This window comes from Actibacterium sp., assembly GCF_055134745.1.
The window spans coordinates 30,711-48,982 of sequence record NZ_JBSRVX010000003.1 but is presented as its reverse complement, the minus strand read 5'-3'; the positions used below and the strand labels follow the sequence as shown (position 1 = coordinate 48,982).

Here is an 18,272-nt window from a genome sequence, read left to right as displayed (position 1 = left end):
CTATTGCCGCGGCCCCTACTGCGTCTACGCCCACCAGGCCGTCGCAACGCTGCGCCGCCACGGGCTCAACGCGCGGCGACTGGAAGGCGGTCTGCCGGAATGGCGCGAGGATGGAAGGCCCGTGCTCATCGACGCAGAATGAGTGGTCCTTTGCTTGGGCAAGCCCGCGCCGCGTCGCACCCAAGCTACGCCACTGTTTTTCCGTTTGCGTAAACACGTAGCAGGCCAGCGTGAAGGCGAAGCCATTCCGTTCACCAGCAGTCCACATCATTGCACGGGACCCGGCTCACGAGGGCGGATTGCTAAAGTGTGCGACGGGACACGATATCACGCGATCACAACATGAACATGTGCTGCACACGACGTCGCTCAAACCATTGAAATCCTACCGAAATCGCTACCATCCATCATCGGGGCCACAGACAGACGGGCGGCCCGGATCAGGTCTGGTTTTCCATGGTCTGCTGGGTGTTCAGGCCCGGTCATCTTCCGCTTCCATCGCTTTTGGGGCTGTGTGCCCCCGTTTTTGCGGCAAGTGCAACACGATGTTGCCCCGAACCAAGATTGTAGCACCGTTTTCTGCCCCACGCGGCCAATAACGGCCCGGCGCGGTCCGCACAGCCCCATGGACTTTCGCCCCCTTGGCGGGGATAGTCTGGCCGCAGCAAGCCGGGAGACATCATGAAGATCGCGACATTCAACATCAACGGTATCAAGGCGCGGGTGCAGGCCTTGCTTGACTGGCTGGACGAGGCCGCGCCCGATGTCGTGCTGTTGCAGGAGATCAAGACCGTCGATGAGGGGTTTCCCCGCGACCTGTTCGAAGATCGCGGCTATCATGTTGAAACCCATGGGCAAAAAGGGTTCAACGGCGTTGCGATCCTGTCGAAGCTGCCGCTGGAGGATGTCACGCGCGGCCTGCCCGGCGATGATACGGATGAACAGGCCCGCTGGATCGAGGCAACTGTGATCGGCAAGCGGGCGCTGCGCGTTTGCGGGCTGTATCTGCCCAATGGCAATCCCGCGCCGGGGCCGAAATACGATTACAAGCTGGCCTGGATGGAACGGATGCAGGCCCGCGCACAGGCGCTGATGACGGCAGAGGAACCGGCGCTGATGGCAGGTGACTACAACGTCATTCCCCAGGATGAGGATGCCGCCCGTCCCGAGGCGTGGCGCAACGATGCACTGGGGATGCCGGCCAGCCGCGAGGCGTTCCGCCGTATCCTGAACATGGGTTTTACCGAGGCCTTCCGGGTGCGCAATCCCGGGCCGGGGCATTATTCGTTCTGGGATTATCAGGCGGGGGCCTGGAACCGCAATGACGGCATCCGCATAGATCATCTGCTGCTGACCCCGCAGGCCGCCGATCTGTTGGTCGATTGCCAGATCGACAGGGATATCCGGGGCCGCGACAAGCCTTCAGACCATGTGCCGGTCTGGGTCGAGATGGACATATGACAGCGGCGACAAGGGCAGCGCCCGAACCGAGGGGTGGGTGCAAAGCGCCCGCCCCGTGGGGGCGGTTCGGGCGCTGCCCGGCGGTGCCGCCGGGCGGATCGCCTGACCGCCGTCGAACCCGCAGGCGGAAGGTATCACCATGACTGACACCCTGATCCACGACCCCGATGGCGGCCTGCCCCGCCTGCTGGAAATCATGCGCCGCTTGCGCGACCCGCAAACCGGCTGTCCCTGGGATATCGAACAGGATTTCGCCAGCATCGCCCCCTATACGATCGAAGAGGCCTATGAGGTCGCCGATGCGATCGAACGGCAGGACTGGCGCGATCTGGAGGGCGAATTGGGCGATCTGCTGTTGCAGACCGTCTATCACACCCAGATGGGCACCGAGGCCGGATTGTTCACCTTTGACAGCGTCGCTAATGCCATTTCCGACAAGATGGTCGCGCGCCACCCGCATGTGTTCGGGGACGAAAACCGCGACAAGACCGCCGCCCAGCAGACCCGCGACTGGGAGTCGCAAAAGGCCGCCGAACGCACCGCCAGGGGCGAGCGCCGCACCCTGGAGGGTGTGGCGCGTGGCCTGCCCGGCCTGACGCGGGCGGTCAAGCTGCAAAAACGGCTGGCGCGGGTCGGGTTCGACTGGGCCGATACAGGCGATGTGCTGGACAAGATCGTGGAAGAATCGCGCGAACTTGTCGAGGCCCGCAACAGCCTGTCGGCAGATGCGATCGAGGATGAATTCGGCGATCTGCTGTTCGTGATGGCCAATCTGGCCCGGCATCTGGGCGTCGACCCCGAGGCCGCCCTGCGCCGCACCAATGCCAAGGTCGAACGCCGCTTTGCCGCCATAGAAGACCGGCTGGCCGCCATGGGCAAGACGCCCGCCGACAGCGATCTGGCGGAAATGGACGCGCTGTGGGATGCGGTGAAACGGGCAGAAAAACCTGACTGATAAATTCAGGTATTGACCCGACCAAAAGACTCGGCTTTATGTGCCCCATCAAAACCGAAGGAAGCGAACATGAACGTCCTTGTCAAAATGACCATCGCCGCAGCCCTTGGCGCAGGGGCCGCACCGGCACTGGCCGATGTGAATATCTATTCTTATCGCCAGCCTGACCTGATTCAGCCACTGCTGGACGCCTTTACCGCCGAAACCGGCATCAGCACCAATATGGTGTTCCTGAACAAGGGCATGGTGGAGCGTCTGCTGGCCGAGGGTGACCGCTCGCCCGCCGATCTGATCCTGACGACCGATGTCGCCCGTCTGGTCGAGGCCGAAGAGGCCGGCGTGACCCAGCCCCTGGCCGATGCAAGCCTGGCCGACCGCATTCCGGCCGTGTTCCGCGACCCTGACAACCACTGGTTTGGTGTCACCAGCCGCGCGCGGATCGTCTATGCCTCGAAAGAACGCGTCGATACCGCCGAGATCACCACCTATGAAGATCTTGCCGACCCTAAATGGAAGGGGCGTATCTGCACCCGTTCGGGCACGCATTCCTATACGCTGGCGCTGGTCGCGGCGATGCTGGAACATCACACCGAGGCCGAAGTGAAAACCTGGCTGGAAGGCGTCAAGGCCAATCTGGCGCGCAAACCCGAAGGCAATGACCGCGCACAGGTCAAGGCGATCTGGGCCGGACAATGCGATATCAGCCTGGGCAATACCTATTACATGGGCCAGATGTTGGCCGATCCCGAACAGGCCGAATGGGCCAATTCCGTCAATGTGCTGTTCCCCACCTTCGAAGATGGCGGCACGCATATGAACATCTCGGGCATGGCGCTGACCAAGGCCGCACCGCATCGCGACGAAGCGATCAAGCTGATGGAATTCCTGTCTTCGCCGCATGCGCAGGAAATCTATGCCCAGGTCAATTACGAATACCCTGTCGCGCTTGACAGCAAGCCCTCTGATCTGGTGGCCGGCTGGGGCATCCCCACACCCGACCCCATTGACCTGACCGCACTGGCCAAGAACCAGCCCGTCGCGCTTCGCCTTGTCGAAGAGGTCAATTTCGACGGCTGATCCCGGCGGATTGCCAGATTGCCTTTCATACGCCCGCCGGACCATTCGGCGGGCGTTGTCTTTGCCCCTGCAAAACCCCGGTATCGTCGCTATATAAGGGGGATGACATTGCATATCGCCTTTGACAATTCCTATGCCCGCCTGCCCGACCGGTTCTTTGCCGCGCAGGCGCCGACCCCGGTGCGTGCACCGCGTCTGATCGCCCTCAATGACGGGCTGGCGCGCGAACTGGGGCTGGACCCCGACGCGCTGCGCAGCCCCGACGGCATCGCGATGCTGGCGGGCAATCTGGTGCCACAGGGCGCCACTCCGCTGGCGCAGGCCTATGCGGGGCATCAGTTTGGTGGCTGGGTGCCGCAACTGGGCGACGGGCGCGCGGTGCTGCTGGGCGAAGTGATTGACACAGCGGGCCAGCGCCGCGACATCCATCTGAAAGGCGCAGGCCGCACCCCGTTTTCGCGCGGGGGCGACGGGCGGGCCTGGCTGGGGCCGGTCTTGCGGGAATATCTGGTGTCCGAGGCGATGCATGCCATGGGTATCCCCACCACACGCGCCCTGGCGGCCGTGGCAACCGGCGAACAGGTGTTTCGCGAAACCGCCCTGCCCGGTGCGGTGCTGACCCGCGTCGCCGCCAGCCATATCCGGGTCGGCACGTTCCAGTATTTCGCCGCACGTGGCGATATCGACGCGCTGCAGCACCTGACCGACCATGCCATTGCCCGCCACTATCCCACGGCCGAGGGGGCGCTGGGGTTGTTGCGCGCCGTGATGGGCGCGCAGGCGCGACTGGTGGCCCGCTGGATGGGCGTGGGATTCATCTTGGGGTGATGAATACCGACAACACGTCGATTTCGGGTGAAACGATTGATTATGGGCCTTGTGCCTTCATGGATCAGTATGACGCCGGAACCGTGTTCAGCTCGATCGACCGCGGCGGGCGTTATGCCTATAACCGGCAGGCCGACATCATGCTGTGGAACCTGGCGCAACTGGCCAGCGCGCTGTTGCCGCTGATGGGACCCGACCGGAATGCCGCAATCGCCGCCGCCACGGCGGTTCTGGATGATTTTCCAGATCTGTTCAAACGCGAATGGCTGGCGGTGTTTGGCGCGAAAATCGGAATCGCCCAGCCGGTGGATCAGGACACCGACCTGATCCAGCGCCTGCTGGATATAATCGCGGCCAACGGTTTGGATTTTACCAACAGTTTCCGCTCACTCTCTGATGAACATGATATATCCGGCCTGCGCGCCGCCGCCGGTTTCGACGCATGGCAGGCAGATTGGCAAGCCCGCGTCAGCGGCAGCACCACGGCCGCCGCACAGATGCAATCGGTCAATCCGGCCTATATCCCGCGCAATCACCGCATCGAAGCAGCCATCGCCGATGCAGTGAATGGCGATTTCACGACGTTCGAACATTTGTTCAGGATCGTCACGCAACCCTATGCGTTGCAACCTGAAAATGCCGGCTATATGTCACCGCCGACCCCCGAACAGCAGGTCACGAAAACCTATTGTGGCACCTGAACCGGCCTTCGGCCCGGCAGGTTGATCAACACCAGACCCACCGCCACCAGCACCAGCGGGCCGATCACCGCCCGGCCCAGATGTTCGTCCAGCAGTAGCCAACCAAACATCACCCCGAACAGCGGTGACAGAAAGCTGAAACTCGCCACGCCCGAGGCGGGATAGATCGTCAGAAGCCACAGCCAGAAGATGAACCCGGCGCTGGAAATCACCACGATCTGAAAGGCCAGCCCGGCAAGGTGAACGGGCTGCAAGTCACGGATGAACGGGCCAAAGAACGGCGCGGCCACCATCAGGATCGGCACCGATATCGCCACCTCCCACATCAGTTGCATTTCCGGGCGAACCCGGTTCAGGCGACTGACCCGCAGGATGATGATCATCACCGCCCAGCAGATCGCCGCGGCCAGCGCAAAGATATCCCCCAGCAGATTGGCCTGCCCGCCCGGGCTGGCCCGATCAAACAGCGCCCAGGCCACGCCGCCAAAGGCCGCGATCAGCCCCGCCACCTTGCGCAGGCTGATCTGATCCCCCGCCAGCATGAAATGCGCCGCCAGCGTCAGCCAGAGCGGCATCGAATAATACAGCACCGACGAACGTGTCACGGTCGTCATGTCCAGCGCGACGAACAGAAAGATGAACTGCACCGCGAACAGCGCGCCCACCGCGATCCCGGGCAGGATCGTGTCGCGCGTCACCGTGATGGGATAACCGCGAAACCGCATCCAGGCCCAGATGCAGAACACCGCCCCGATCGAGCGCAGGCAGGCAAAGAACACCGGCTGAAAGCCCGCATTCACAACCTTGATGACAACCTGATTGAACCCGTATACGGCCGAAAACAGGACCAGCGCCGCCGCGCCGATCGCGTCCATATGATCTTTGCGCGCCATGATCCCCCCTGTCCCTGGCTCACCCTTTGCACTCTCGCCCGGACTGTCAAGCCATGCTAGAGCAAGGCAGGGCAGACGAAAGGGCCGCAGCCGATGACAATTCTTCAGATCGCGTCGTTGCTGATCGTGCTGGCTGCGGGCTTTGGCTGTCTGAATTACTTTTTCCTGCGCCTGCCCCAATCCATCGGCATCCTGATCGTGGCGCTGCTGGCCTCTGCCGCCGCCATGCTGACCGATCTGGCCTTTCCGCATCTGGGCCTGTCGGCCACCCTGCGCGCCATGGTGCTGGAGATCGACTTTTCCGACGCGCTGCTGGAAGGGATGCTGGGGCTGTTGCTGTTTGCCGGGGCGCTGCATGTCAAGATGGACGATTTGCGCGCCCAGGCATGGGTGGTGCTGTTGATGGCCACCATCGGCGTGGCGCTGTCGGTGGCTGTGGTCGGGGTCGGGTTCAGCTGGATGACCGGCATGCCGCTGCTGGTGGCGCTGGTGTTTGGCGCGATCATTTCGCCGACCGATCCGGTTGCGGTTCTGGGGGTGCTGCGCGCGGCCAATCTGCGCAAATCGCTGGAAACCAAGATTGCCGGGGAAAGCCTGTTCAATGACGGGGTGGCCTATGTCGTCTATCTGATCCTGATCGGGCTGGCCTTTGGCGCAGGCGGGCATGGTTCCGATCACGCCTCTGACAATGCCACGCTGGATGCGCTGGCACTGTTCGCGCAGGAAGCCTTTGGCGGGGCGGCGCTGGGGGCAGTTCTGGGCTGGCTGACCTTCCGGGTGATGCGCCGGATCGACGATTACGCGCTAGAGGTGCTGATCACCCTTGCGCTGGCTTTTGGCGGCTATGAACTGGCCATCGGGCTGCATGTATCGGCCCCGATCATGGCGGTTGTGGCCGGGCTGATGATCGGCGATGTCGGCATGAAATACGGGATGAGCGAGATCACCCGCAACTATGTCAACGCGTTCTGGAGCATGGTGGACGAGATCCTGAACGCGATCCTGTTCCTGCTGATCGGGATCGAGGTTTTCGCGGTGGCCTTCGATATGTCCTATGTCTGGGCGGCCGTTTTTGCCGTTATCCTGGGGCTGGTGGCGCGGTTGCTGGCCGTGGCCGTGCCGATCCTGATGTTGCGCCCGTTCCGCAGCTTTGGCCGCGATGTGATTCCTATCATGACATGGGGCGGCCTGAAGGGCGGCATTTCCGTCGCACTGGCCCTGGCCTTGCCCACCGGCGAATGGAAACCGCTGATCCTGACGGCGACCTATGTGGTGGTGGTTTTCTCGATCATCGTGCAAGGGCTGACCATCGCGCCGCTGGCCCGCCGCCTGGGCCGCGAGCCGGGCCTGATGTAGGAGAACGATCATGCTGGAGCCGCTTTTCGCCTGTGATGTGCTGCCCGGTGGCGTCGTGCGGGCGCTGCCTGATCCCGATCCCGGCGCCACGCCCGAACCGGGGGCCCTGTTTCGCTGGCTGCATCTGGATCTGACCAGCCCCGCCCTGCCCGACTGGGCCGATGCGCATCTGCCGCCGGTTGCCGCCGCGGCCCTGTTGCAGGCCGAAACCCGGCCACGCTGCGATGTGCATGGCACCGGGCTGATCCTGAACCTGCGCGCCATCAACATGAACCCCGGCGACGAGATCGAGGATATGGTCAGCCTGCGGATCTGGGCCACCGATCAACTGGTGGTGACGGTGCGCAAACGGCGTGTTTTCGCATTGGAAACCCTGCGCACCGAGGCTGCCGCAGGCGATGCCCCCGCAGATCCCGGTGATTTTCTGGAACGGTTGACCGAAAAGCTGATGGACCGGCTGGAAGAGGTATCCGTGCGGCTGGAGGATGACACCGACGCGCTGGAAGAGGCCATATTCGATCAATCCGCAGCCGAGGCCGACCGGCTGGCGGCCACGCGGCGCACCGTGATCCGCCTGCGTCGCTATGTCTGGCCCCAGCGCGAGGCGCTGATGCGGCTGGCGGCGGTCGATCTGCCCTTTGTGGCGCGCGGCGATCAGCAATTGCTGGCCGAAACCGCAAACCGCGCCACCCGCAGCGTCGAGGAGCTGGACGCCATTTCCGCCCGTCTGGCAGCCTTGCAGGAACATCTTTATGCGGAACACACGGCGCGGATCGGGCGCAATGGCTATGTGCTGTCGGTGGTGGCGGCGATCTTCCTGCCGCTGACCCTGTTGACCGGGTTGTTCGGCGTCAACGTGGCCGGAATGCCGGGCCTGACATGGACCCCGGCCTTTGCCGTGCTGAGCGGCGTGACCGCGCTGATCGGGGTGGTTCTGTATCTTGTGTTCCGCTGGCTGCGCTGGTTCTGAGGCTGCCGTTTTAAGGTTCCGTTTTCACCCCGGCTGCGCTAGGACGCGCAAAGCACGATATGAGGCCCAGGATGGCAGACACAATCATCGAACGCTGCGAAGCCAAGGGCCTGCGCATGACCGAACAACGCCGCGTCATCGGGCGGGTCCTGCAAGACAGCGACGACCACCCCGATGTCGAGGAGCTGTATGCCCGCGCCACCGCCGTGGATCCCCGCATTTCGATTGCAACCGTGTATCGCACCGTCAAGCTGTTCGAAGAGGCCGGGATTCTGGACAAGCTGGAATTCGGCGACGGGCGCGCGCGCTATGAGGATGCCGACCGAGAGCATCACGACCATCTGATCGACATGAATTCCGGCGAGGTGATCGAGTTTTTCGACGAAGAGATCGAAGCCCTGCAGGACAAGATCGCCGCGCGGCTGGGGTATCGGCTGAAGGGGCATCGGCTGGAACTGTATGGCGTGCCCCTGAAGAAACGCTGATCCGATCGCGGCCCGCTGGCGCGGGCCATTGCCATGTCTCGCGCCCTTGCGGGCGCTCGGTGCGCTGCCGCGGGCGAGTATTTGCGCCAAGGTGATGGGGCAAGGCGCTTTTTGCTTTCGCGCCGCACGTGACGGGGATAGGCGGGGGCAGGATTTTCGGGCGGGCGAATGGGCAATCTGCGTGGCATTTTGATGATGATCGCCTCTATGGCGTTCTTTTCGCTTGAGGACATGTTCATCAAGCGGCTGAGCGCGACCCTTCCGATCGGTCAGATCCTGCTGATGCTGGGCATTGGCGGCGCGGTGGTCTTCGCCCTGCCCGCCTTGCGGCGCGGTGATCGGCTGATCTCGCGCGATGCGCTGGCCCGGCCGGTCCTGTTGCGGGCGCTGGGGGAAATGATGGGCACCTTCGGCATTGTCAGCGCGCTGGCCCGCACGCCCATATCAAGCGCTTCGGCGATCTTGCAGGCCACGCCGCTGGTGGTGGTGCTGGGGGCAGCCCTGTTCATGGGCGAAAAGGTGGGCTGGCGGCGCTGGGGCGCGATCCTGGTGGGCTTTGCCGGGGTGGTGATCATCCTGCGCCCGGGGCTGGAGGGGTTTCAGCCCGCATCGCTGTTTGCGGTTCTGGGGGTGATGGGGCTGGCGCTGCGCGATCTGGCCACCCGCACCGCCCCGCGCCGGATGAGTTCGTTCCAGTTGTCATCCTATGGCTTTGCGGCGCTGATCCCGCTGGGGGCCGCGATGGTTCTGTTCGGCCCGGACGCCGTTGCGATGGACGGCGCGGCATGGGCGCAAATGGCCGGGGCGCTGGCGATGGGGGTTCTGGGTTATTACGGCATCGTCGAGGCGATGCGCGCCGGCGAAGTTTCGGTCGTGACGCCATTTCGTTACGTGCGGCTGCTATTCGCGCTGGCGGTGGGTGTGCTGGCCTTTGGCGAACATCCCGACGCGCTGACCCTGCTGGGCGGGGCGGTGATCATCGGGTCGGGGCTTTATACATTCGCGCGGCAGCGTGCTCTTTCCTCGCGCGCAAAGGGGCGCTAGAAGGGCGCAAATTTCGGATTTCAGCAAGACAGGATCATTCCATGAGCACCATCATCGACATTATCGGCCGTGAAATTCTGGACAGCCGGGGCAACCCGACCGTCGAGGTGGATGTCATTCTGGAGGACGGCACCATGGGCCGCGCCGCCGTGCCCTCGGGCGCCTCGACCGGCGCGCATGAGGCGGTGGAAAAACGTGACGGCGACAAGGCGCGCTATCTGGGCAAGGGCGTGCTGGGGGCGGTGGCGGCCGTCAATGGCGAACTGGCCGAGGGGCTGGTGGGCTTTGATGTCACCGAACAGATGGCAATCGACGCCACGATGATCGAAATGGACGGCACCCATAACAAGGGCCGGCTGGGCGCCAATGCCATTCTGGGCGTGTCGCTGGCCTGTGCCAAGGCCGCCGCCGATTTCACCGCGCAGCCGCTTTATCGTTATATCGGCGGCACATCCGCCCGTGTGCTGCCGGTGCCGATGATGAACATCATCAATGGCGGCGAACATGCCGACAACCCGATCGACATTCAGGAATTCATGATCATGCCGGTGGCCGCCCATGACATCCGCGATGCGGTGCGCATGGGGTCCGAGGTGTTTCATACCCTGAAAAAGGAACTGCATGCCGCCGGCCACAATACCGGTATCGGCGATGAGGGCGGCTTTGCCCCGAACCTGTCCTCCAGCCGCGAAGCGCTGGATTTCATTCTGAAATCCATCGAAAAGGCCGGGTATAAACCGGGCAAGGATATCTATCTGGCGCTGGATTGCGCCGCGACCGAATATTACCGGGGCGGCAAGTATGAAATGACGGGCGAAGGCAAATCGCTGAGTGCCGCCGAAAACGTCGCCTATCTGGCGGCCCTTTGCGCCGATTACCCGATCATCAGCATCGAGGATGGCTGTTCCGAGGATGACTGGGACGGATGGAAGCTGTTGACCGATGCGCTGGGGGCAAAGGTGCAACTGGTGGGCGATGATCTGTTCGTGACCAACCCCGCGCGTCTGGCCGATGGCATCAAGCGCGGCGTGGCCAATTCGATGCTGGTCAAGGTCAACCAGATCGGCACGCTGACCGAAACCCTTGCCGCCGTCGATATGGCGCACCGCGCGCGTTACACCAATGTGATGAGCCATCGTTCGGGCGAGACCGAGGATGCCACCATCGCCGATCTGGCCGTGGCCACCAATTGCGGGCAGATCAAGACCGGATCGCTGTCGCGCTCTGACCGGCTGGCGAAATACAACCAGTTGATCCGGATCGAGGAAATGCTGGGCGAGACGGCGGAATATGCCGGGCGGAGCATCCTGAAGGGGTGAATTGCCATGACGCCCGCCGACCTTATCGCCCGCCTGAACCTTGCACCGCATCCCGAAGGCGGGTGGTATCGCCAGACCTGGGTGGCAGACGGACCTGATGGCCGCCCGCCTGGCACCTGTATCTATTACCTGCTGGAACGGGGCCAGCGCAGCCATTGGCACCGGGTCGATGCCGCCGAGATCTGGCATTTCTATGCGGGGGATCCGCTGTTGCTGCGCCTGTCGGCCAGCGAAACCGGCCCTGCGCGGGATCATATCCTTGGCCCCGATCTGGGTGCGGGTCAGGCGCCGCAGATCGTCGTGCCGGCCCGTCACTGGCAAATGGCAGAGCCCACGGGCGACTATGCGCTGGTGGGCTGCACCGTTTCGCCGGGCTTTACCTTTGACGGGTTTGAAATGGCCGCGCCGGATTTTGACATCCCGCGCTGACCGGTCACGCCATCGCCATTGCGTCTTCCATCGCGAATGCCGCGACCCGCTCGCCGATCATCATCGAGGGCGCGCTGGTATTGGCGCCCATGATGCGCGGAATCACCGAGGCATCGGCGACACGCAAGCCGCGCACGCCCATGACCCGCAACTTGTTGTCGACAACGGCCGTCTTGTCCGTGGCGACCCCCATCTTGCAGGTGCCCACCGGATGATACAGCGTGGCCAGGTTTTCGCGCACGGTCAGGGCAAGATCTTCGTCGCTGACCCGGGCCGGGCCGGGTGTCAGCTCTGTTCCGCGATGGCGCGCGAATGCGGGTTGTGAAAGGATATTACGCCCGGCCTTCAGCGCGCGCACCAGGGTCTGGAGATCGTCATCAGAGGTCAGGAACCCGGAATAAATGCCCGGCTTGTCATTCCCCGAAGCCGATTTCAGATAGACCCGACCCCGGCTTTCGGGGCGGCAGATGTTGGAATGCAGCACGATTCCATGTTCATTGGGCAGGCGGTCGGCACTGGTTTTCAGGCCGATCAGCAATGTCATCTGCACATCCGGCCGCGTCTGGCCCGGCAAGGTCCGCAGATACCCCCCGGCCTCTGAGGCGTTCGAGCTGAACATGCCGTTGCGTGTCAGCATATACTGGGCACCGGCGATACCGATCTTGGGCAGAGCCCGCATGTTCAACGCCATGCTTTCATGTGACGGATCGGTCATGGCCAGACCGACGCTGGGATGGTCTTGCAGGTTCTGCCCCACGCCCGGCAGATCAACGACAACGTCAATGCCATGCTTGCGCAGTTCTTCCTTGGGGCCGATCCCCGACAACATCAGCAATTGCGGCGAATTGATCGTCCCACCCGACAGGATGACTTCGCGCCGCACGCGCAGCCCGAAGGTTTGCCCATCCCGTTTCAGCCGCAGGCCGGTTACGGCCCCATCGGTTATTTCGATCCTGTCGACCATCGTGCGGTCGAACACCTTCAGGTTCGGGCGGTTCAGAACCGGGTCGATGAACGCCCGCGACGTTGACTGACGAATGCCGCGTTTCTGGTTCACATGGTAAAACCCGAAACCCTCTTGCTGGGCACCGTTGAAATCGTCGGTCAGCGGATAACCGGCCTGTTCGGCTGCCTTGATGAAGGCCAAGGAAATCGGATTGGGCGAACGGGGAAGGGTCACGTCCAGCTCTCCCCCCGTGGAGTGGAACTGGCTGTTCGGCCCCTGCCAGTTTTCATGCGCCTTGAAGGCGCGCAGAACTTCGGAATAGCCCCAGCCTTCCAGGCCCTGCGCCTCCCAGTCGTCATAGTCGCTGGCATGGCCGCGGTTATAGACAGCTCCGTTCAGCGAACTGCATCCGCCCATCAATCGCCCGCGCGGGCAGCCGATCTCGCGCCCCTTCACCGCCTCCGAGGCATCGAACTTGTAGCTCCAGTTATAGCGCGCATCGGGCAGCACGAAGATATTGCCGAAAGGCAGCATGGTCTTCAGCTTCAGGGGAAACTTGCGATCGCTTTCGCCAGCCTCGATCAGGGCGACCCGCACCTTGGGATCGGCCGACAGACGGTTGGCGGCAACGCATCCCGCGGACCCCGCCCCGACGACGATGAAATCGAATTCTTCCTGTGACATGCTGGACTCCTCTCCATGTCCGCCGAGGGCGGTTCTATCCGCTTTACGATGTGGGGCGCGGCGGGCCAAGGGGGCGCGGTGGAAAAATGCGCGAACCTGCGTCAAATGGTCCGATTATTGCGCCGACGGGCGGCTGACTCGCCCGCCACCGATGGCCGCCCCCACGCCCGTGGTGCCCGGTGCGCTGGTCGGCAGCCCGGCCAGCACCCGCACCGCCAGAAAGGCAAAGGCCTGTGCCTCCAGCATGTCGCCGTTCAGGCCCACGGCCTCGACCTGTCGGGCGGGCAGGCCGCAGCGTTCGATCAGCATCTCCATCATCAGCGGGTTCTTGCGCCCGCCGCCCGTGACCAGCAATTGCGCCGGGTGTTCGGGACAATGTTCCAGCCCGCGTGCCACCGAGGCGGCGGCCAGCGCGGTCAGTGTCGCCGCAGCATCAGCGTCGGAATAATCCGCCACCAGGCCCAGAACATCGGCAAAATCGTCGCGGTCCAGCGACTTGGGCGGCATTTTCATGAAATAGGATCGCTGCAACACCTCTTGCACCAGATCTTCGTTCACGGCGCCCTGGGCGGCCAGCGCGGCGTCGCGGTCAAACGCCATGCCGCGGCGCGCCTGCATCAGATCGTTCAGCGGCGCGTTGGCCGGGCCGGTATCAAACGCCAGCAAAGCCCCGGGCGCATCGGGGGATATATGCGCCGGGTTGACCCAGGTCAGATTGCCAACCCCGCCCAGATTAACAAACACAACCGGCGCGGCGGCCCCGATCCACTGTGCGCAGGCAAAGTGAAAAAACGGGGCCAGCGGCGCGCCCTGCCCGCCCATCTGCATGTCGGAACTGCGGAAATCCCAGATCACCGGCAGGCCCAGCGCATGGGCCAGAACATCGCCGTCACCGGCCTGATGCGTGCGGCCTCGGCCCGGATCATGGGCCAGCGTCTGGCCGTGGAAGCCGACCAGATCAATGCCGGAAAACCGCGACAATACTTCGGCATGGGCGGTCTCGACCACTTCGGCGGCGGCCTCGACCCCCTCCTGACCGGGCCAGCGGCCAAGGGCGGCGGCGATCACCTGGCGCTCGGCCGCGCTGTAGGGCCGATAGGCGCTGTCGCCGAATTCGAAAATCGTTTCGCCATCGGTGATGACGACCGCCGCGTCCACCCCGTCCAGCGAAGTGCCCGACATCGTTCCCAGCGCCGTGACAGGCCCCGTGCGCAACATGGCCTTTCCCTTCCGTGACTGCCTCGGTATATCTCTGGCCAAATCCCTGACTGCGGACAAGACCTTATGACCTATCAGCCCAAATCGGAATTCCTGCGCGTGATGATGAACCGCGGCTTCCTTGCCGATTGCACCGATTATCAGGGGCTGGACGATGCCTTGATGGCGGGCGCGATGCCGGGCTATATCGGGTTCGATGCCACGGCGAAATCGCTGCATGTGGGCAGCCTGATCCAGATCATGATGCTGCGCTGGTTGCAAAAGACCGGTGGCAAGCCGATCGTGCTGATGGGCGGCGGCACCACCAAGGTAGGCGATCCCAGCTTTCGCGCCGATGAACGCCCGTTGCTGACGCCCGCCCAGATCGACGCCAATATCGACGGGATCAAACGGGTTTTCACCAATTATGTTCAGTTTGGCGATGACAAGACCGATGCGGTGATGGTCAACAATGCCGAATGGCTGGATGGTCTGAATTATCTGGAATTCCTGCGCGATATCGGGCGGCATTTCAGCGTCAACAGGATGCTGTCGTTCGAATCCGTCAAGTCGCGGCTGGACCGTGAACAATCGCTGAGCTTCCTTGAATTCAACTACATGATCCTTCAGGCCTATGATTTCATGGAGCTGAACCGCCGCTATGGCTGCCTGTTGCAGATGGGCGGATCGGATCAGTGGGGCAATATCGTGAACGGGATCGACCTGACGCGCCGGGTGCTGGACACCCATGTGTTCGGGCTGACCTCGCCGCTTCTGACCACCAGCGATGGCAAGAAGATGGGCAAAAGTGCCGATGGCGCGGTCTGGCTGAATGCCGACATGCTGTCGCCTTACGAATTCTGGCAGTTCTGGCGCAACACCACCGATGCCGATGTGGGCCGGTTCCTGAAACTGTATACCGAATTGCCGCTGGAGGAATGTGACCGTCTGGGCGCGCTGGCCGGATCAGACATCAACGCCGCCAAGATCATTCTGGCGAATGAGGTCACCACCCTGGCCCATGGCCGCGCCGCCGCCGAGGCCGCCGAGGCCACCGCGCGCGAGGTGTTCGAAAATGGCGGCACGGGCGACGATCTGCCCACCCTGACGTTAAGTGCGGCCGAGCTTGCCGATGGCATTTCCATCGTTCAGGTGCTGACCCGCGCCGGGCTGGCCAAATCGGGCAAGGATGCCAAGCGTCTGATCGCCGAGAATGGCGCACGCCTGAACGACGCGCCGCTGACCGATGCCGCCCTGATGATCGGGGCCAGCGATCTGGCGCAGCCGATCAAGCTGAGCGCGGGCAGGAAACGCCATGCGCTGGTCGTGCTGGCCGAATGAAAAACCCGCCCCCGGGGTTGGGGACGGGCTGGCTTAAATCACCTGGTTCTTGAAAATCAGCCGCGGCGTCGGCGCATCAGGCCCAGACCGGCCAGCGCCCCCCCCAGCAGCAGCACGCCCGCCGGCAGCGGCACCGGGGCCAGCGCGGTGATATCGGCCAGCGCATAGCTGCCATCGCCGAAGGTGAAGATTTCCCAGCCGAACAGGTTCAACTGCGCCGATCCCAGGCTGTTTGCCAAGCTCAGCCCCAGTATGCCGGTGTCATCAACGCTGACCTTGGTGATATCCGCGAAAAGGTAATCGGTGAAGGTCACGGTGTCGGTATCCGCCCCGCCGTCCAGCAGCGCACCGCCCGCGATCTGGCCAAAGGCCGATCCGTTCAGCGCCAGCGTATCATCGCCATCGCCCATCAGCGCGCCACCCAGCATGGTCGAACCCGCAAACAGGGTCAGGCTGTCATTGCCCCCCGCCAGATCGACCGCGATGCCCGAGGTGCCTTCCAGAAACGCCCCTGCATGGTTCGTGACATCCTGCGCCGACAGATTGCCCGGATCGACCAGAACGCCGATCGTGCCCGACACCTTGCCAAAGTTCTGAACGATGCCGCCGCCGGTTTCTCCGCTGTCGAAATCAATGGCTGCATCCAGCGTCGACAGGATGGTGCCGGTGGCGAAATTCCAGACCTCGCCGGAATCGATGTCGACGGCATCCTGCGGATCGGACAGGTCGGTGCCGATATTCTCGATCAGGCCCGAATTATAGATCCGCGCGCCATTGGCGATCTGCACCGCATCGTCATTGGCCTGGATCACGCCGCCGGCAAGATTGGTCAGCGTAAATCCATCATCGCCGGTCACGCCCTCGTCCTGGCCGATGATCGTGCCGGAATTGGTGACGGTCAGGTTGTTGCCGCCCTGCACACCTTCGTCCAGGCCGGTGATGGTGCCAAGGTTCAGCACCATCGCATCGTCACCCGCATTCACGCCATCCTTGGCCAGGCTGTTGATCGTGCCCGCATTGGTCAGGGTCAGCCCGTTATCGGTTTGCACCGCATCATCGCCGGTGCTTTCGATCACTCCAAGGTTCAGCAGGGTCAGATAATCGGCGGTTTTCACGGCCTCGCCGCTGTTGGTGACGCTGGCACCCGCGATCACCGTCAGGTTGATGTCGTTCAGGGTGTCGAAATCGAAGCCGTCGGTATCGGTGGCCGTGCACAGCACGAAGGCACCGCTGACGGGCGAATCGGGCGCGCAGGCGGCAAAGGCCGGTGTCACCAGCAGCGGCAGCGCGCTGACTGCGGAAAGAAGAACAAGACGTGTCATGAAAGCCCCCGGGAAATCTGATTTCCCGTTCGTTCTAGGGGCTTTGCATAACAGTTTCTTGAAACCGACTGTTCAAAGGAATGAAACAGTCGGTTTCCATGGTGGCGTTAGTCGCCGACCGTCACCTTGGTCATGACATCCGGCGCACCGATAACGGCACCGCTTTCGCCCTGACCTTTCTTGATGGCGTCGACCACATCCATGCCGTCAGTCACCCGCCCGACAACGGTGTATTGCCCGTTGAGATGCGGTTTTGAGGCGAACATGATGAAGAACTGGCTGTTGGCCGAATCCGGATCGTTCGACCGGGCCATGCCGACCACGCCGCGTTCAAACGGGATGTCGGAAAATTCGGCCTTCAGATCGGGCTTGTCCGATCCGCTCCGACCCGCCAGGCGCATGTCGCTGCCCAGCTTGCCGAATTCCACATCGCCGGTCTGAGCCATGAAACCGGGAATGACCCTGTGAAACACCACATTGTCATAGGCCCCGGCGCGGGCCAGTTGGGTGATGCGGGCGACATGCGCGGGGGCCACATCATCCAGCAAGTCAATGGTGATACGGCCATTGGCCTGCCCCTGCACATCAATCTGCAACGTCGTGGCCAGTGCCGGGCTGGCCAGCACCGCAAACAGCAGCGCAAGCTTACGCATCGGCGGCCACCTTGACGCTGATCATGCGGTCGGGGTTCGCGGGGGGCTCGCCGCGGGTGATCGCGTCGACATGTTCCATTCCGGAAACAACGCGCCCGTAAACGGTATATTGTCCGTTCAGAAAGTTGTTATCCGAAAAGTTGATGAAGAACTGGCTGTTGGCCGAATTGGGGTTTTGCGACCGCGCAGCGCCAATGGTGCCACGATCATGCGGCAGTTTGGAAAATTCCGCCGGCAGGTCCGGCAGGTCCGATCCGCCGGTTCCGGCGCGGCGCAGGTTGAAATCCTTTTCGGCATTGCCATTGGCGACATCGCCGGTCTGGGCCATGAACCCGTCGATCACCCGGTGGAACACCACATTGTCATAGGCGCCGGCGCGGGCCAGTTCCTTCATCCGTTCGACATGTTTGGGCGCCACGGCGGGCAGCAGTTCGATCGTGACGGTGCCGCCTTTCAGTTCCATCAGGATGGTGTTTTCGGGGTCTTTGATCTCGGCCATCGGGGGCTCCTTTTGCAATAATTTGGCCGGACCCTAGTGCGCGCGCGCGCCGATGAAAAGGGTCAAGCGCGTCTCGGCTGTTGACGCCTTTGTGTGCTTGCGGTCTATGAAC

At 63.0% G+C, this 18,272-nt stretch carries 16 protein-coding genes and 1 pseudogene; 11 read left to right on the top strand and 6 right to left on the bottom strand.

All coding sequences use genetic code 11. The features are described from left to right. The first annotated feature begins 681 nt into the window (after positions 1 to 681). The 4 genes and pseudogenes from xth to ACTCHC_RS00750 all read left to right on the top strand — a co-directional run bounded on the left by xth (position 682) and on the right by ACTCHC_RS00750 (position 5,022). A complete protein-coding gene (gene xth, locus ACTCHC_RS00765; RefSeq protein WP_463020534.1) occupies positions 682 to 1,461 on the top strand; it encodes an exodeoxyribonuclease III in 780 nt (259 codons plus the stop codon). Between the two features lie 139 nt (positions 1,462 to 1,600). Beyond that, positions 1,601 to 2,416 (top strand): nucleoside triphosphate pyrophosphohydrolase, encoded by an 816-nt coding sequence (gene mazG / locus ACTCHC_RS00760; protein ID WP_463020533.1) that lies wholly within the window; start codon positions 1,601 to 1,603, stop codon positions 2,414 to 2,416. Positions 2,417 to 2,485: 69 nt separating this feature from the next. Continuing rightward, positions 2,486 to 3,493 (top strand): Fe(3+) ABC transporter substrate-binding protein, encoded by a 1,008-nt coding sequence (locus ACTCHC_RS00755; RefSeq protein ID WP_463020532.1) that lies wholly within the window; start codon positions 2,486 to 2,488, stop codon positions 3,491 to 3,493. Positions 3,494 to 3,595: 102 nt separating this feature from the next. After that, positions 3,596 to 5,022: pseudogene (locus tag ACTCHC_RS00750) on the top strand (protein adenylyltransferase SelO). Here the strand turns inward: ACTCHC_RS00750 and ACTCHC_RS00745 are convergent. Then, positions 5,007 to 5,915: a DMT family transporter gene (locus ACTCHC_RS00745; protein ID WP_463020531.1), complete on the bottom strand. Its 909-nt coding sequence runs from the start codon at positions 5,913 to 5,915 to the stop codon at positions 5,007 to 5,009. The pseudogene ACTCHC_RS00750 and the gene ACTCHC_RS00745 sit on opposite strands and share 16 nt — an antisense overlap. A gap of 93 nt (positions 5,916 to 6,008) precedes the next feature. Here ACTCHC_RS00745 and ACTCHC_RS00740 point away from each other — a divergent pair, with 93 nt between their 5' ends. The 6 genes from ACTCHC_RS00740 (at position 6,009) to ACTCHC_RS00715 (ending at position 11,518) form a co-directional block, all read left to right on the top strand. Next, on the top strand, positions 6,009 to 7,271 hold the full coding sequence (locus tag ACTCHC_RS00740; RefSeq protein ID WP_463020530.1) for a cation:proton antiporter: 1,263 nt from the start codon (positions 6,009 to 6,011) through the stop codon (positions 7,269 to 7,271). A 10-nt stretch (positions 7,272 to 7,281) separates the two neighbouring features. Next, positions 7,282 to 8,241, top strand: coding sequence for a zinc transporter ZntB (locus ACTCHC_RS00735; protein WP_463020529.1), 960 nt, complete (start codon positions 7,282 to 7,284; stop codon positions 8,239 to 8,241). Between the two features lie 71 nt (positions 8,242 to 8,312). Then, on the top strand, positions 8,313 to 8,726 hold the full coding sequence (locus tag ACTCHC_RS00730; protein WP_463020528.1) for a Fur family transcriptional regulator: 414 nt from the start codon (positions 8,313 to 8,315) through the stop codon (positions 8,724 to 8,726). 168 nt (positions 8,727 to 8,894) lie between these two features. Next, positions 8,895 to 9,770, top strand: a complete 876-nt coding sequence (locus tag ACTCHC_RS00725; protein ID WP_463020527.1) for a DMT family transporter — start codon at positions 8,895 to 8,897, stop codon at positions 9,768 to 9,770. A 41-nt stretch (positions 9,771 to 9,811) separates the two neighbouring features. Beyond that, positions 9,812 to 11,089 carry a phosphopyruvate hydratase gene (eno, locus tag ACTCHC_RS00720; RefSeq protein ID WP_463020526.1) on the top strand — a complete coding sequence of 426 codons (1,278 nt, stop codon included), beginning with the start codon at positions 9,812 to 9,814 and terminating at the stop codon, positions 11,087 to 11,089. Between the two features lie 6 nt (positions 11,090 to 11,095). After that, the gene (locus ACTCHC_RS00715; RefSeq protein ID WP_463020525.1) at positions 11,096 to 11,518 is read left to right on the top strand and encodes a cupin domain-containing protein; all 423 of its coding nucleotides are present in this window, start codon (positions 11,096 to 11,098) and stop codon (positions 11,516 to 11,518) included. Between the two features lie 4 nt (positions 11,519 to 11,522). Here ACTCHC_RS00715 and ACTCHC_RS00710 read toward each other — a convergent pair whose 3' ends face one another. Together ACTCHC_RS00710 and ACTCHC_RS00705 are read right to left on the bottom strand one after the other, a co-directional pair. Beyond that, on the bottom strand, positions 11,523 to 13,148 hold the full coding sequence (locus tag ACTCHC_RS00710; RefSeq protein ID WP_463020524.1) for a GMC family oxidoreductase: 1,626 nt from the start codon (positions 13,146 to 13,148) through the stop codon (positions 11,523 to 11,525). A 114-nt stretch (positions 13,149 to 13,262) separates the two neighbouring features. Next, the gene (locus tag ACTCHC_RS00705; protein WP_463020523.1) at positions 13,263 to 14,366 is read right to left on the bottom strand and encodes an anhydro-N-acetylmuramic acid kinase; all 1,104 of its coding nucleotides are present in this window, start codon (positions 14,364 to 14,366) and stop codon (positions 13,263 to 13,265) included. 66 nt (positions 14,367 to 14,432) lie between these two features. Between ACTCHC_RS00705 and tyrS the strand changes: the two genes are divergently transcribed. Continuing rightward, entirely contained in the window at positions 14,433 to 15,686 is a 1,254-nt protein-coding gene (tyrS, locus tag ACTCHC_RS00700; RefSeq protein ID WP_463020522.1) for a tyrosine--tRNA ligase, read from the top strand. A gap of 56 nt (positions 15,687 to 15,742) precedes the next feature. Here tyrS and ACTCHC_RS00695 read toward each other — a convergent pair whose 3' ends face one another. From ACTCHC_RS00695 to ACTCHC_RS00685, 3 genes are all read right to left on the bottom strand, one after another. Further along, complete coding sequence (locus ACTCHC_RS00695) at positions 15,743 to 17,008, bottom strand: VPLPA-CTERM sorting domain-containing protein (RefSeq protein WP_463020521.1); 1,266 nt, start codon at positions 17,006 to 17,008, stop codon at positions 15,743 to 15,745. 107 nt (positions 17,009 to 17,115) lie between these two features. After that, positions 17,116 to 17,661 carry a peptidylprolyl isomerase gene (locus ACTCHC_RS00690; protein ID WP_463020520.1) on the bottom strand — a complete coding sequence of 182 codons (546 nt, stop codon included), beginning with the start codon at positions 17,659 to 17,661 and terminating at the stop codon, positions 17,116 to 17,118. After that, positions 17,654 to 18,160, bottom strand: a complete 507-nt coding sequence (locus tag ACTCHC_RS00685) for a peptidylprolyl isomerase (protein WP_463020519.1) — start codon at positions 18,158 to 18,160, stop codon at positions 17,654 to 17,656. The genes ACTCHC_RS00690 and ACTCHC_RS00685 overlap by 8 nt, the downstream gene beginning before the upstream one ends. Positions 18,161 to 18,272: the final 112 nt, after the last annotated feature.